The following is a 12,654-nucleotide window of genomic DNA, read 5'->3' as shown; positions in this document are numbered from 1 at the left end:
GAAGCGATGCAGATTCAAGTGATTAACAGTTCGGGAGATGACGATTCATCCGACGTGATCGGGACCGTCATCGCAGGGCTGAAACAAACGCCTGACGGCCTTCCAATCGTGCATGCCGGGGAATATGCCGCCGACGGCCTGGTGGGGATTCTGGAAGTGCGTGCAGTCCGAGGCGAACGCGAAATTCTGGTGGTGGATTGTTCGCGGGCACACGTCCAGAGCGTGCTGGAGTGGAACTCCTGCGACGACGACCGAAAGTTTGAAGATGTGGTGATTCACCTAGTGCGTAAACAGGAGGAGCAAAACTATGCATGAAGACGAGAAACAACAGTTGGAACAGCAGCTGCACGTCGACGCGTTCAAGGAGGCGATGTTTAAAAAAATCGCATCTCAGAACTTGGCATACGACGGGGAGCGATTCGAGAACAAGACAGTGCAGCTCGTGTTTGAAGCCTACTTGGAAGGTGCGAAACCCAATCCTGCGCGGGTGATCGGCCAGCAGCTGTACGCGGAAATCAAACCGACCAGCAAGTACGCATCGCAGATCGGCTGGATGGAGATGCGCAATGGTTATCCCTTCCCCGTTCGCTTCGAGCACGACCCATTGGATTACATCGTTAAGGGTGGCGTCGGCGGCTACTATCGCCTTGAAGACGTAGAGCTGCTTTTCAAACGAGACGGGGAATTTTACCGGATTCAATGACGCCGACAATCGTCGGTATACGAAGGGTGTCGAGGGGGTGCAACCCCTCAACACCAACCACAACTGAGGGCAACACCATGCAAGCACAGCACCTAAGCAGCAGCGGTTTGAAGGCTATCACATCGACGTACCCGGACGAGCAGGTAGCTCGGCATTTGATGACGATCCGGATCGTCGGCACGGCAATTTTCGATTACCAGGTACGCAAAACGCCCGACGCGCGAATCCGCCTTGAATGTCTGGCCACCATGGCCCAGGCCCAAGGGGATTTAACCGACGTCGAAGCGCTTGTCGTTGCCAAGGTGCTCGCTACTCATACCAACCCGCATCGGCAGGACCAACATCATGTCTGAACAAACCATGGGTTTGATTGCGCAGCAGGCTCTAGAGCGGGCGCGTCAATGTGTGGGGAACAACCCATCAGCCAGGCGTTTTTGGACAAATCGAGAAATCGAATGCCTAACTGAACTCTATCCAGATCAACAGGCTGCGGCGATTGCCCAGCAACTGAATCGGCCGATCAGTGCTATCCACTCCAAGGCAAAAGCGCTGGGATTGAAAAAGAGCGAAGCGTTTCTGAACGGACCTCTGTCTGGCCGGCTTGACGGCGTCCGTGGCACGTCGACGCGATTTCAGAAGGGTGTGCACAGCTGGAGCAAAGGCATGTCGCGGCCCGCTACTGGCCGATCTGCGGAGACTCAGTTCGCTCAAGGTGGCTTGCCTCACAACCATGTGCCGATTGGCACAGAGGTTTTGGCGACAGATGGTTATCTAAAGATCAAAGTCGCAGAGCCCAACAAATGGGAGTGGACCCATAGGCGCAACTGGGAAGTCGCCCATGGACCGATTCCAAAGGGAATGGTTCTGGTATTCAAGACCCCCGATCGCACCAATTGCGACATCGACAACCTTGAGTTGTTGACGCGCAGCGAGCTGATGCGCCGCAATTCCATTCAGCGTTACCCCCAAGATGTAAAAGACGCGATCCGTCTGCTTGGAAAACTTAAACGCACCATTGAGGCCAGCCATGAATAACAAAATGACGGATCTGCGAAACCACCTTTTTGCAACGCTTGAAGCTCTGCAGGATCTGGAGAAACCGATGGATATCGAGCGCGCCAAGGCTATTGCTGAGGTCGGCAAAGTGCTGGTCGACTCTGCGAAAGTTGAAGTGATGTACATGAAAGTGATGGACGGCGACGGAGTAAGCACAGGGTTTATCGAATCGGAAAAAGCGCTGCCAGCCATCAAGGCGTTGACCCATGCCTAATGCCGGCATTTTCTGGTTCCGGAGAGGCGCCGACCCCAACAATTTTCTGCTGCGCACCAGTATCTAAGCACGGCACTTCTCATAACTTCGGCCCCTGATGCAGCGCTACACTGTGCGGGGGCGCTACACGCGATAAAGGGCAAATCATGAATTCCCGATTGGACAATGTCCTGGTGTTCACAGACCTGCAGCGTATAACCGGTTACCAACGCCGATCTGACGTTGAGCGGTCGTTGATCGACCAGGGCATTCGCCTCTTCCGAGGCCGCACCGGGCCGTGGACAACGCTGGACCTGATCAACCAGGCCGCTGGCATGAAGCCAGCCGCAGCAGAACGGTACGACGCCGACATCCTATGAGGAAATCACGGAAGCGGAAGCATAACCCGCACATTCCCAACCATATCGACCAAGCCGCTCTCCCTGCGGCCGTTTACTTTGACCATCGTGATAGTGGGATCTGGTACACCCTCCACAGGGATGAAACGGCCAAACAACGCCGGCGCAATATCGCGCCTTCAAACGTTTCTCTGGCAGAGCTACACCGGATCATGGAAGAGGCTTCTAACGTAGATCGTGGAACGCTTCGCTACGTTTGCAGCCAATTCCACGACAGCGATCGCTACAGGAAGCTGAGTCCTAAAACTCACGACGACTACTGCTACTCCCGTGATGTTCTTCTGACGCTAGCCACAAAGCTGGGCAAGCCGCTAGGCGATCTGGCGGTGCGCAAATTCACTTCTGCCTTGGTGCAACGCATCGTCGATCGACTGGCCGATGAGGGGACCCCTTCCAAGGCCGCACATGCACTGCGCTACCTGCGCCGTGTACTGCAATGGGGCCGCAACCGTGGCTACTTGGAAGTAAACCCGGCCTTAGGCATTGAAGCCCCCGTCGAACGAAAACAACGCCGTCTGCCAAACCATCAGGTCATGGATACGCTCATCGATCGAGCAATCGCCCGCGGCTTGCTAATCAGGGGAGAGAAAGGTGGCTGCCCGGAATATCTCGGCTACGTCATGGAACTAGCCTATCTCTGCAGACTACGAGGCATCGAAGTTGTAACCCTGACCGACGCGAATGAGCTGGAGAGCGGCATTCTCACCAACCGCCGCAAAGGCAGTCGGGACAACATTGTTCGTTGGACGCCTCGACTGCGCAAAGCTTGGGATAACGCCAAAGCCTATCGTGCCAAGGTTTGGGCCAAACGGAAGACCGCAATACCGATCGCACCTTCGCGACGGACCATCATCGTGGCAAGTCACGGAGGGCCGCTACGCAAGTCCAGCCTGGACACAGCATGGCAACGTTTTATCACCTTGGCTTTGGTCGACGAGATCATCACGCCGGAGCAAAGATTCGCCCTTCACGATCTAAAACGACGTGGCATCACTGACACGGCCGGCACTCGGGCTGACAAGCAAGAGGCCAGCGGCCATCGGGATCCGAAGATGATGGACATCTACGACCACAGCATACCGACTGTGTCGCCTTCCGCAGATTGATTTAGTGCGGTTAAGAATGGGATCGCACCAAATCGGCCTAATCGTAGCTGCATTCAATCAGCCGCTGTGGAATAACTGCATAGCGGCCGATCGCATCAAAAACACCTAATAAGCGGCAGTACCATCTGCGTCTAAGGGAAAATCTGGATCAATACGCTCATAAAGAGTTACGTTCTGATTATCGACACTACGGATGACGCGAGTAGCAGTCGCCCATCTATCAGCCCCAAGGTACTTGAGCCTCAGTTCTTGGTAAAACAAACCATTGCTGGCTGTAAAAAAGATGTTGAAACGGCGATCTCGACCGTTCAGGGGCATAGTCAGACAATGGCTACACATCCCCTTGAACAAGGTGCCAATAGATACATTGGTGCTTGCGAGCTGCAACCAGTTCGGCCCCCCTTTATCGATGTCAATATCGCATACGCGAGCGCTCAGGTTCTGGAGATGGTGCTCCCCTTGATGGATTGCGATCCATTTGATGCTGTCCGCCATCACATTCATGTAGCAGTAACTATCCCCGCCATTAATATGGTTGACCAGATCGCGGGTCTTATCCTCTAGCTTGTCTACCAGCCCTGTCATCCGCCCTTCAAGCGCCTGCAGACTGGTTTCCATACCCGCTTGTTTCCGCACCCGGAATACCTGCCCAGTTAGCCAAGCCGCGAGGAAAAACGACGGGCCGAAGGCAGCTAGAACCGTCTCCACGGTAATGGTGCCACCCCATACCACATAGGTCGTCCAGCAGCCTGCGATCAGTCCAGGCAACCAGAACTCCTTCAACAACTGCTTTCCAGTCCTTTTCCACATTCCCTTCTCCCCAGCGCCCGAGCGACAAACCTTAATCATGCGGTAATGCAGGATGAAGCTCATTTCATTTTTTCAACATGCCCACGCCAATTCGGATGGGTGGCTGGCCCGGTCTCTTTGCATAATGACCCGGGACGACGCTGGTAAGCCCAGCGCAAATCGGACGTAACAAGCAGAATAGAGCCCGCCACCTAAGCGTGTTTTGGCGCGCCAGCACGTAACAAGGAATCGCTCAACTCCTTGATCTATATGTTCTGAGCAGCTATCTTGTAATCAGTAGGTCCCGGGTTCGACTCCTGGTGCCGGCACCAAACGCTACATCGAAAGAGGCTCACCGAAAGGTGGGCCTTTTTTGTTTGCGCGATACAAACAGGTTGCCCAGCGCAAATCCGTGGCGGTTGTCTTGTCCACGTAAGCGTCCACACGAGCGCCCCCATCAACGCACACAAAAAGAACCACATCCCGTAGGACGCTTCTGAAGTTTGGCGATATGCTCCCTCCCCGCTTGAACCTGCCTGACCGGGCGACTACCTTCCTGCGTGTCGTTGCACACAACGGCCGGGTTTAGTCGCCCGAAAAGTCAGGCGCGTAACGCCCCATAAGCCTTCGGCAATTCTAGAAATTGACGAAGTCTTTCTATGGCGGCTGTGCGAGGGGCACCTCCGGGTGCGCCGGGTGCCTGACTTCCCGGTCGACTAACCCACGTGCAGCCGCCACCCATTCGTTTAGTCGCGAACGGTGTCGGTCTCATCCAAGTCAGGAGAGACACCATGATCAGATCCACCCCTCACCCGCCAAAACCCACCCCTCCAAAAGTCACCTGCACTAACGCAAACCTCGGCAACCTGAGCCTGTTCTCGGTCCGGCCAGGCGTAAGGGCTGAAGACGCATTGCTAACCGCTTCCGAATACCTCGCCTGCGCAACCGCCACCGCCTACGAAGTCGCCGACAACAGCACGCCGGAGTTCCGTCCGCTGGCTCGTTCAGTGCTGCATCAGCTTGAGGCTGCAAGGGCGTTGATAGAGGTCTCGATTGCGGGGTTGAGTGGGTCAGCAGGGAGCGGGGAAGTCCGTTGAAAGGCTTGTCGCTGCTACGAGCTTTTAATCACTGGTGGGCTTTAGGGTTTTGACTCGCCCTCTTTTCGTAGCTGCTCATTAGCAAACTGTTTGCTTGGCTATTCATTACGCCAATCTGCGCCCGTCTCTTTCTTCCGGAAAGAGACGGGCGTTGTTACTTCTGCTGCGGCTTGCCCCGACTAGGCCCTGTGGCGTTCCACCTCGTGACCATTGGCGTGACAAACACCGAAGTCACCGGCAACAGCGATGCAGATGATGGTGCTGCAATCCAAGGAACGGACTGCACCAGACTGACAGCCAGGCACGCCCCGGTCATCGCTTCACTGCCTTCACCCGAATCAGGGTCTCGCGGCGCTGGTCTCGTCAGCCAGCGCAGCCTCCACTCGCCCACTTCTTCGGAAGTGCTCAGGAGGCCAGATCATGAGATGCCCCGGCTCCCGGTCGTAAAGAGCCGCCAGTCCCGCGTTAGTGGACAACCCTCACAGGTCGCAGTGGCCTTGATCCCTGATAACACTCAACATTCGTGGCGGGATGACATGGGGAAAGTTTTAAAGGTTTGGCTTCGAGAGGAGTTGGGTCATGGCATTGGTCGGTAGACGGGATGGGCGTAATTTTGGCTATGGTCGGCAACTGAGTTATGCAGGGCCCCAGGCATTGCGCGATCTATTTGGCGGCGGGCATCACGGCACGATCAAGGCGCACAGTGATCGCTGGCAGGCGTTTGTGCGCTGGTGTCATTCGGAGGATGGGCCGGGGTTTAACGATGCTCGTCAGATCGTTCGGCAGACTTTTCTGGATTACGCCAGACATCTGCGGCAGCAAGTTGAACAAGGTGAACTCACCATTACCAATGCGCAAAACCGGCTATCCAGGGTAAACCGAACCATGGCTTCGCTTCGTGTTGATCAGAATGTGAAAGTGCCGAGTCCGAGCAAGGCGTTGGGAATGCAGCGCACCACCATCCGCACGACAGCTCCACAAGGCCAGGATCGCGAACACGTGATACACATCGTCGATACGCTTTGCCAACACCAACTCTCGCGCGGCGGCCATTGCGCAGATAGGTCGAGCCATCGGCATGCGCCTGCGCGAGGCCATTTGGGCCGACTTACCGCGCTTAAAACGTGAGGCCGAACACTACGGCAAGATCAACATTCAGGATGGCACCAAAGGCGGCCGTTCGGGAGCCTCAGCCCCCCGCTGGATAATGGCAAATAAATCTGTCCCCTTTCCCCCGTCCCTTTTCCCCCCGGGTAGATGTGGGCATGCCACTTGATCCGGACCCATTACCTCGTCTACTGGACGCAACACTGGCGGGGATGGCTGTGACCGGTTTTGTCCTAAGCGGGATTGAGTACGTAGACGGTTGCGCTTATGCGCAATCCTGGTGGTGCCGACAGGAGTAATCAGAGTAGGCTTTCCGACTTCCTGATCAACCGTGCAGGCAGAAGCCAATTCATCAATGATTCCCTAACATATATTTAAACTACTACACTATGCTTACAACTTTCATTGAAATTGATCGGAGAACAACATGGAGCAAATACAACGGATCGTTAGTTCAGATCATTTTGATGAGCTTGTGGGAGAGGAACTTCTTAAATATATAGAAAACAAAGCTCCAACCAAAATTTGGTGGCGAGTTTTGAAGGCAATGGACCACGTCGAAAAAGCTAAGTTACTAGACGGTATCGATAACGAGATGGGAGCAATCCGGCTGATTGCTGCCGAGGAAGAGCTTGTTGTTGCGATATTCGAGTGGTTGAAACTAAATGAAAGCAAGATGCCTGAACATCGCGACCTTGTACGCTCTTACAAAAACCACCAAGTGAAATTGATGTTTTACCCTATCCTATCCGTAATGCGCTTCGTCATGGGGTGGATAATTGAGGACGGATTAACCTTTGAAGGAATCGAACATTATCAGATGAAAGTGATTCCCGAGGTTAAAAATGACACCATCGTCTTTCACGTTTGCGGGGCAGATGGAAAAATAATATTCCCTTTAAACCCTCTCGCTATGTTTATAAGCCTGGAAGGCAAATCAAGCGAGGAGGTTATCGAGTCACTATACCAAGAACTGGTGAATCAGATCCAACATACTCATAATGTTACTATTAAGAAATTTGTAAGCCTCCGCTCTGATTACAGGAACAAACTTTTATATGCGGAAGATGGAGGATTTATTAGCGGTGGCGATACCGTATCCGGAATATTAAAAGAAGGTTTTGACTCGACTTTTCAAGGGCTGCTTTGGACCCTAGCCACTCTTCTCGGCAATGACCCTATTTCACCGAATTTCGGACTTATCTCACAATTTATCTCAGTGTACAGGCGAGTGTTGGTAGAAACAAAAGCAATACGAACCAATGAACTCCAAACAGTTCAAGCTGAGCAATAGACATATAACAAGGAGGGATTATGTTTTTCGAGAAAAAGAAACTTAAGAAGTTTGCAGAATCGCCTGCCCTCGCAGACTTACTGATGGCACTTACACTATTGATTATTTTAGCAAACATGATTTATGTCGCGAAACCTTTCTCGACCGACTTCTGGAGTATAAAACTAATAGATATCATTAACGCAATTGCTCAATTTGCTACAGCAGGCGCGTTCGTGTTTGCAGTATTTCAATACAGAAAAAACAAGGAATCTGAGAGACAAGAAGTTTTAATTAAGGAGTGCAGAGATTTAGTAGATAGAATGTGTGTAATTTGCGGGGACTTTTCCGGAAATAAGCGCCAAGGGATTAAAGAGACAACGAAATTCGTCACCAAAATGAGTAGCTTGGGGAACAGTTTTGATGAAATTTTCAAGGAGTTAGAGGAGGATACGCATAAGGCGATCATCCGAATGCATTGGCAAGAAATGTACTTCTCAGATCTCCAGCATGCTATGGAGTCATGGAGTTTGGGAGATATCTTTCATGATCTCGGCATCAATGCGGAACAACCCGACAGGCTAAGACTGATGCAATCGAGAGATCAAAGAATAAGACGTGCGGACATAACTGACTTATTTGCTGAATACAAGGTTGTTAAACACATACTTCAAAATAAAAATATTTCTTCACAGTTAATGAAAACGGCGCAAATCACTCAGGATTATCTTTTTTTCGAGCTGCGTTTTTTTCTGAACAGCGGGCTCAAAGACCACCTATATGGATACCTTAATATTATTAACGCTCAAGTTAGAGCACCAGCACTTACAGCACTAAATGAGTTTTTTCATCAAGACCTGAAAGACCTCATGCTTAAGCATGATGAACATAACTAAGCAGTAACAACCCTCAAAGTAGCTGACAACAAAGCCGCTTTGGCTGCATCTGCGGTAAATGCGGCTGATGTCGACGGAACTGGTGTTGATCCATGAACATGGCTCGCGATTTGTTCAGCCATTAGCTCCATTAGGTCGAGGGTATCGCACAGGATCTTGAAAATATTTACCGTCTCTGATCCTACGTGATTCTTTGGCGCGAGCATGTGTTGGCTGATCCCGGCCACACTCTTTCGCAATCCCTTGATCTGTTCATGCATGTCACCACCGACCGTCGCATTGTGCTTCTGCCCCACCACCAGGTTCAAATCACGGCCGGTGGCCTGGTGTAGATCGTCTACAGCCGCCAGGCTCGCGGATCCGCCCGACAGCAGTTTGAGTGCGCCCAGAGCCTCGATCTTCTTGATACCGCCCACTGACTCCGTCGAATGGTCGTCGACCGTCCTAGTGTGATTCTGAAAGCTCTCGGTGTTGTCCAGGGCTTCGACTTCGCGCTCGATCGCCTTGTCCTGGATCTTGCCATCAGTCTGGCGCAGCCAGTTGCCATCGGCATCGAAGCGCTGCTGGCAGGCACACCTGGCCGCCCTTCCGCACCCTGGGCAGGCTCAGACCGTGCGGCAGGATCTGCGTGATAAAGGGTTTGTTCGGCCGTCCATAGGCGAAGCTGACCACCACAGCGAAAAGGGGACAGATTTATTTTTCTATGGTGTTCGTGCTGGGCGCATTCTTTGCCCCTGGGAGTTTCCTCTCGCTGACGGGAAGCGCTGAGGCGCTGCTGAAGTTCCTGCAGATTGCCGCGTTTGGCCGCGCTAACGTGGACGCGGTGACTCAAGGCTTCATCTTTCAGGAGTCACTCAATGGCAGCCTCTGGACTCTGAAACTGGAGTTCGGCTGCTATGTCCTCGTAGCCCTTGCGCTGAGCCTGGCTCGTCGACAAATCATGCCTTTACTGGCGCTGGCCTTGTTCTGTGCGCTCAACATCGTTGCCGGATCAATCATTCATCCCATGGCAGACAAGGTTTTAATCTACACAACCGTCTGCATTGGCTTCTTTGTGGGATCGAGCCTTGCCTTCCACCCGAAGCTGCTCGCCAGCACGCGATCCAGCGCCGCGGTCGCAAGCGCAGGAGTGGCACTTTTGGCGCTGGCGATAATAGGCATTCTGCCTTCGGTGCTCTCTAGCATAGGCTTTAGCCTTATCGTCCTCGCGCTCGGCACGATGGTTAACGAAAGACTCATTCGAGGACGGTTCGATATCTCGTACGGGCTCTACTTGTATGCCTTCCCTGTCCAGCAGATCGTCATCAACTGCACCCCACTTGGCTTCTACTCGTCCATGGCCGTCGCTGCGCTGGTGACCGCGGTTCTGGCGACGATGTCCTGGGTCTTGGTGGAAAGACCTGCTCTGAATTACGCGCGGGATTCGAAGCGCTCGCCCACGGCGTTAGCGAACGCTTAGCGTTTTTTATCAAGTTAGTGGTTTGGGTTAATCCTGACCTACCTGTGCCGTTTGCGGGGCATTGAGACCGTCACGCTGACCGATGCCCATGAACTGGCCGATGGGATCATGACCAACCGGCGCAAAGGCAGCCGGGACAACATCGTTCGCTGGACACCGCGTCTGCGGTCAGCATGGGAAGGAGCAAAGGCATACCGAGCCAAAGTATTGGCCAGCAAATCAACTGTCGTTCCGATTCGTCCCGATCGGCGCTACATCATTGTGGCCAGCCATGGAGGAGCATTGCGCAAATCAAGCCTGGATACGGCTTGGCAACGGTTTATCACCTCGGCCGCTGAAGACGGCACCCTCTTGGCCGAGCAACGCTTTGGGCTGCATGATCTAAAACGGCGTGGCATCACCGACACGGCCGGCACTAGGGCCGACAAAAAGGAGGCAAGCGGCCACAGGGACGGGGCGATGATGGACGTCTACGACCTCAGCATCCCGCTGGTCAATGCGTCCCAGCAGTAGCACCAAACGTGAGATTTAGACCTGAAACTCGTGTATCCCGACGATTCAGCGAAACGTCCGATTGCTGTCAACCTGGCCCAAGTACGCAGCGCTACGCGGCAGGAGCGTACCGGCAACCAGCGACTGCACCCACCGAGGCAGACAAAGATGTGACACACGACAAACGTGAAGCCGGGGTGCAAATAGAAATTTGTTACGTTAACCTTCGTAACAAAAGTTACTCGGCCTCAACTGTAAATTTATTTCCAAGGAGAAGGAATGGCATTTGACGCATTTATCTGGATTGACGGTATCGCCGGAGAATCTAGGGACTCGGCCCACCAGGACTGGATTGAGGCCACTGCCTTCAATTTAGCGGCGACGCAAGATGTCTCTAGAACTGCCAGTTCTTCGGGCGGCGCAACCGTCGGCCGGGTCTATCTCAGTGATTTCAGTATCGTGAAGCTAGTTGACTCATCGACACCAAAAATCTTTCAAGCCTGCTGCGCTGGCCAACATCTGAAAAAGGTAATTTTGAGCCTATACCGTGCAGGCGGTGAAAAACAAAAGTACATGGAAGTCACATTTGAAGAAGTTATCATCAGCGGCGTTGAGTCAGGAAACCTTTTCGACAGAAAACCTTCATCATTTCCTGAAGAGGTTATTCGCTTTGACTATGCCAAAGTAAAAATGATCTATTCGCAACAAAGCAGAAAATCCGGACTGTTGATCGGACAAGTTTCCTCTGGATGGGACCAGACAAGCAATAACACTTACGCATAAGGATAGTATGAGTGGCTAGAATATATTGTTATGACGGAGACTGTGGACTTACTGCAAATCAGTTGCTTTGGATAATTGCATCTGAAACTGCGATGGAGGAACTGGGACTCGATGATGTTGCAGCCGCCTTCGGCATAGTGACCGGGGCTAACATAATTCCCACACGCACTAAGCCGGGGGGGGCAACCAAAAATACGTCCATTCTTTCTTTATTATTAAGACGCGCACTTAAGAAACGGCGCTTCCCTGGAGGTTATAGGGCTCCATCAATCGTAGGCTGGCGTCCCCCGCACATTCGTAGAACGCCGAGCATTGCTGCTTTCATAGCTCGCGCGATCCCTGTCGCAGGCTGGGCGTATACGGCGGCGGAGCTAGGACTGATAGGCTACAAGACAGTTGTAACTTATAACTCCATTGTGAGCACCGAAGATCAGGTTTTCTAGCAATGAACGAACCCCTTGATTACAAACTATTGGATAGCATTGTCGTCTGCATTCAAGATACCGTAGGCTTTGGAAGAAAGGCATTTGAAAAATTCAGCTTGGCAACCGATGTCGCAAGAGACTTAGGTATAGATGGCGACGATGCAAATGATCTAATGGTCGAGTTCTTCGAAAGGTTCTCTATCGATCTTAACGATTACGATCCTTATCGGTACTTTTTGGAAGAAGGTTACAACTTTTTTTCCTTCAGGCGTGCCAAAGACAGACGCGGAAACATACCACTAAGAGTGGGCATGTTGTATCTAGCCTTAAAATCGGGAGGTTGGGATACACAAGCATTTGAGCAAGCCAAATTTAGCGATGTACCACTATATGAGCGTACAGAAGATATTCCAATTGATGGCTACAAGATAAAGAGCCGTTGATCTTGCCTATGCGATCAGCGTGGCAGAGGTTTACCGCATACATGGCCTTGAGGAGCCCACGACCTACCAAGTTCTATCGACAAAGAAAACCTCCCGAGGCAAAGCTTACCGGTGCGCCGGGTGCCTGACTCCCCGGTCGCCTCACCCATGTGCAGCCGCCACCCATTCGTTCAGGCGCGAACGGTGTCAGTCTCAGCCACCCAAAACAAATGTTCCAAACTGTCAGTGATCACTGACGATTCGTCCCGTCTAGAACGCTGCCCACCTGATTAAAAAATAAATCCCCTCGACCCCGCCGCAACCATTCAAGAATTCAAACAGCCCTCCGATAGCTTTTGTATGGAGCAGCTACTGAGTCAGTTAACTGGCTACCGCCGGAAGGATGAAGCATGAATACGGCATGATAAGCGGCA

General features: G+C 52.5%; 15 protein-coding genes and 4 pseudogenes. 16 read left to right on the top strand and 3 right to left on the bottom strand.

Translation table 11 applies throughout. The features are described from left to right. The first annotated feature begins 6 nt into the window (after positions 1-6). The 7 genes from OYW20_RS01890 to OYW20_RS01860 all read left to right on the top strand — a co-directional run bounded on the left by OYW20_RS01890 (position 7) and on the right by OYW20_RS01860 (position 3,477). A complete protein-coding gene (locus OYW20_RS01890; RefSeq protein ID WP_268799045.1) occupies positions 7-315 on the top strand; it encodes a hypothetical protein in 309 nt (102 codons plus the stop codon). After that, positions 308-703 carry a hypothetical protein gene (locus OYW20_RS01885; protein WP_268799044.1) on the top strand — a complete coding sequence of 132 codons (396 nt, stop codon included), beginning with the start codon at positions 308-310 and terminating at the stop codon, positions 701-703. The genes OYW20_RS01890 and OYW20_RS01885 overlap by 8 nt, the downstream gene beginning before the upstream one ends. 77 nt (positions 704-780) lie before the next feature. Further along, the gene (locus OYW20_RS01880) at positions 781-1,056 is read left to right on the top strand and encodes a hypothetical protein (RefSeq protein ID WP_268799043.1); all 276 of its coding nucleotides are present in this window, start codon (positions 781-783) and stop codon (positions 1,054-1,056) included. Beyond that, complete coding sequence (locus tag OYW20_RS01875; protein ID WP_268799042.1) at positions 1,049-1,738, top strand: HNH endonuclease signature motif containing protein; 690 nt, start codon at positions 1,049-1,051, stop codon at positions 1,736-1,738. The genes OYW20_RS01880 and OYW20_RS01875 overlap by 8 nt, the downstream gene beginning before the upstream one ends. After that, entirely contained in the window at positions 1,731-1,973 is a 243-nt protein-coding gene (locus OYW20_RS01870) for a hypothetical protein (RefSeq protein WP_268799041.1), read from the top strand. Before OYW20_RS01875 ends, OYW20_RS01870 begins: the two co-directional genes overlap by 8 nt. A gap of 146 nt (positions 1,974-2,119) precedes the next feature. Beyond that, positions 2,120-2,332 carry a hypothetical protein gene (locus tag OYW20_RS01865; protein WP_268799040.1) on the top strand — a complete coding sequence of 71 codons (213 nt, stop codon included), beginning with the start codon at positions 2,120-2,122 and terminating at the stop codon, positions 2,330-2,332. Further along, positions 2,329-3,477 carry a site-specific integrase gene (locus tag OYW20_RS01860; protein WP_268799039.1) on the top strand — a complete coding sequence of 383 codons (1,149 nt, stop codon included), beginning with the start codon at positions 2,329-2,331 and terminating at the stop codon, positions 3,475-3,477. The genes OYW20_RS01865 and OYW20_RS01860 overlap by 4 nt, the downstream gene beginning before the upstream one ends. A 105-nt stretch (positions 3,478-3,582) precedes the next feature. Here OYW20_RS01860 and OYW20_RS01855 read toward each other — a convergent pair whose 3' ends face one another. Beyond that, positions 3,583-4,350, bottom strand: coding sequence for a hypothetical protein (locus tag OYW20_RS01855; protein ID WP_268799038.1), 768 nt, complete (start codon positions 4,348-4,350; stop codon positions 3,583-3,585). A 707-nt stretch (positions 4,351-5,057) separates the two neighbouring features. Here OYW20_RS01855 and OYW20_RS01850 point away from each other — a divergent pair. The 4 genes and pseudogenes from OYW20_RS01850 to OYW20_RS01835 all read left to right on the top strand — a co-directional run bounded on the left by OYW20_RS01850 (position 5,058) and on the right by OYW20_RS01835 (position 8,639). Further along, a complete protein-coding gene (locus OYW20_RS01850; protein WP_268799037.1) occupies positions 5,058-5,363 on the top strand; it encodes a DUF6124 family protein in 306 nt (101 codons plus the stop codon). A gap of 579 nt (positions 5,364-5,942) precedes the next feature. Then, a pseudogene (locus OYW20_RS01845) lies at positions 5,943-6,588 on the top strand (integrase domain-containing protein); the annotation flags it as partial. A 309-nt stretch (positions 6,589-6,897) separates the two neighbouring features. Continuing rightward, positions 6,898-7,764 carry a hypothetical protein gene (locus OYW20_RS01840; protein WP_268799036.1) on the top strand — a complete coding sequence of 289 codons (867 nt, stop codon included), beginning with the start codon at positions 6,898-6,900 and terminating at the stop codon, positions 7,762-7,764. A 20-nt stretch (positions 7,765-7,784) separates the two neighbouring features. After that, positions 7,785-8,639 (top strand): hypothetical protein, encoded by an 855-nt coding sequence (locus OYW20_RS01835; RefSeq protein ID WP_268799035.1) that lies wholly within the window; start codon positions 7,785-7,787, stop codon positions 8,637-8,639. Here the strand turns inward: OYW20_RS01835 and OYW20_RS01830 are convergent. Then, positions 8,636-9,317, bottom strand: a pseudogene (locus tag OYW20_RS01830) (hypothetical protein); the annotation flags it as partial. The gene OYW20_RS01835 and the pseudogene OYW20_RS01830 sit on opposite strands and share 4 nt — an antisense overlap. Positions 9,318-9,342: 25 nt before the next feature. Here OYW20_RS01830 and OYW20_RS01825 point away from each other — a divergent pair. Beyond that, a complete protein-coding gene (locus OYW20_RS01825) occupies positions 9,343-10,098 on the top strand; it encodes an acyltransferase family protein (RefSeq protein WP_268799034.1) in 756 nt (251 codons plus the stop codon). 39 nt (positions 10,099-10,137) lie between these two features. Next, positions 10,138-10,611: pseudogene (locus OYW20_RS01820) on the top strand (site-specific integrase); the annotation flags it as partial. On the opposite strand, the pseudogene OYW20_RS25985 reads toward OYW20_RS01820, so the two are convergent. Next, positions 10,569-10,754: pseudogene (locus OYW20_RS25985) on the bottom strand (hypothetical protein); the annotation flags it as partial. The pseudogenes OYW20_RS01820 and OYW20_RS25985 sit on opposite strands and share 43 nt — an antisense overlap. Positions 10,755-10,869: 115 nt before the next feature. Between OYW20_RS25985 and OYW20_RS01815 the strand changes: the two are divergent. Genes OYW20_RS01815 through OYW20_RS01810 form a run of 3 tightly spaced genes read left to right on the top strand, consistent with a single transcriptional unit; the run spans position 10,870 to position 12,241 of the window. Continuing rightward, positions 10,870-11,373: an Hcp family type VI secretion system effector gene (locus OYW20_RS01815; RefSeq protein WP_268799032.1), complete on the top strand. Its 504-nt coding sequence runs from the start codon at positions 10,870-10,872 to the stop codon at positions 11,371-11,373. Positions 11,374-11,384: 11 nt separating this feature from the next. Further along, positions 11,385-11,816, top strand: coding sequence for an STM2901 family protein (locus OYW20_RS26065; protein WP_408005452.1), 432 nt, complete (start codon positions 11,385-11,387; stop codon positions 11,814-11,816). A 2-nt stretch (positions 11,817-11,818) separates the two neighbouring features. Further along, the gene (locus tag OYW20_RS01810; RefSeq protein WP_268799031.1) at positions 11,819-12,241 is read left to right on the top strand and encodes a DUF1493 family protein; all 423 of its coding nucleotides are present in this window, start codon (positions 11,819-11,821) and stop codon (positions 12,239-12,241) included. Positions 12,242-12,654 lie beyond the last annotated feature (413 nt).

Origin of the sequence: Pseudomonas sp. BSw22131, assembly GCF_026810445.1 — a bacterium.
Classification (GTDB): Bacteria; Pseudomonadota; Gammaproteobacteria; order Pseudomonadales; family Pseudomonadaceae; genus Aquipseudomonas; species Aquipseudomonas huanghezhanensis.
The sequence above is the reverse complement of the archived record's forward strand: the minus strand, read 5'-3'. Positions and strand labels throughout refer to the sequence as shown.

Bases quoted from the DNA above. Each gene is read 5' to 3' on its own strand.
- OYW20_RS01890 (WP_268799045.1), top strand. From the start codon at position 7: ATGCAGATTCAAGTGATTAACAGTTCGGGAGATGACGATTCATCCGAC.
- OYW20_RS01885 (WP_268799044.1), top strand. From the start codon at position 308: ATGCATGAAGACGAGAAACAACAGTTGGAACAGCAGCTGCACGTCGAC.
- OYW20_RS01880 (WP_268799043.1), top strand. From the start codon at position 781: ATGCAAGCACAGCACCTAAGCAGCAGCGGTTTGAAGGCTATCACATCG.
- OYW20_RS01875 (WP_268799042.1), top strand. From the start codon at position 1,049: ATGTCTGAACAAACCATGGGTTTGATTGCGCAGCAGGCTCTAGAGCGG.
- OYW20_RS01870 (WP_268799041.1), top strand. From the start codon at position 1,731: ATGAATAACAAAATGACGGATCTGCGAAACCACCTTTTTGCAACGCTT.
- OYW20_RS01865 (WP_268799040.1), top strand. From the start codon at position 2,120: ATGAATTCCCGATTGGACAATGTCCTGGTGTTCACAGACCTGCAGCGT.
- OYW20_RS01860 (WP_268799039.1), top strand. From the start codon at position 2,329: ATGAGGAAATCACGGAAGCGGAAGCATAACCCGCACATTCCCAACCAT.
- OYW20_RS01855 (WP_268799038.1), bottom strand. From the start codon at position 4,350: ATGAGCTTCATCCTGCATTACCGCATGATTAAGGTTTGTCGCTCGGGC.
- OYW20_RS01850 (WP_268799037.1), top strand. From the start codon at position 5,058: ATGATCAGATCCACCCCTCACCCGCCAAAACCCACCCCTCCAAAAGTC.
- OYW20_RS01840 (WP_268799036.1), top strand. From the start codon at position 6,898: ATGGAGCAAATACAACGGATCGTTAGTTCAGATCATTTTGATGAGCTT.
- OYW20_RS01835 (WP_268799035.1), top strand. From the start codon at position 7,785: ATGTTTTTCGAGAAAAAGAAACTTAAGAAGTTTGCAGAATCGCCTGCC.
- OYW20_RS01825 (WP_268799034.1), top strand. From the start codon at position 9,343: ATGGTGTTCGTGCTGGGCGCATTCTTTGCCCCTGGGAGTTTCCTCTCG.
- OYW20_RS01815 (WP_268799032.1), top strand. From the start codon at position 10,870: ATGGCATTTGACGCATTTATCTGGATTGACGGTATCGCCGGAGAATCT.
- OYW20_RS01810 (WP_268799031.1), top strand. From the start codon at position 11,819: ATGAACGAACCCCTTGATTACAAACTATTGGATAGCATTGTCGTCTGC.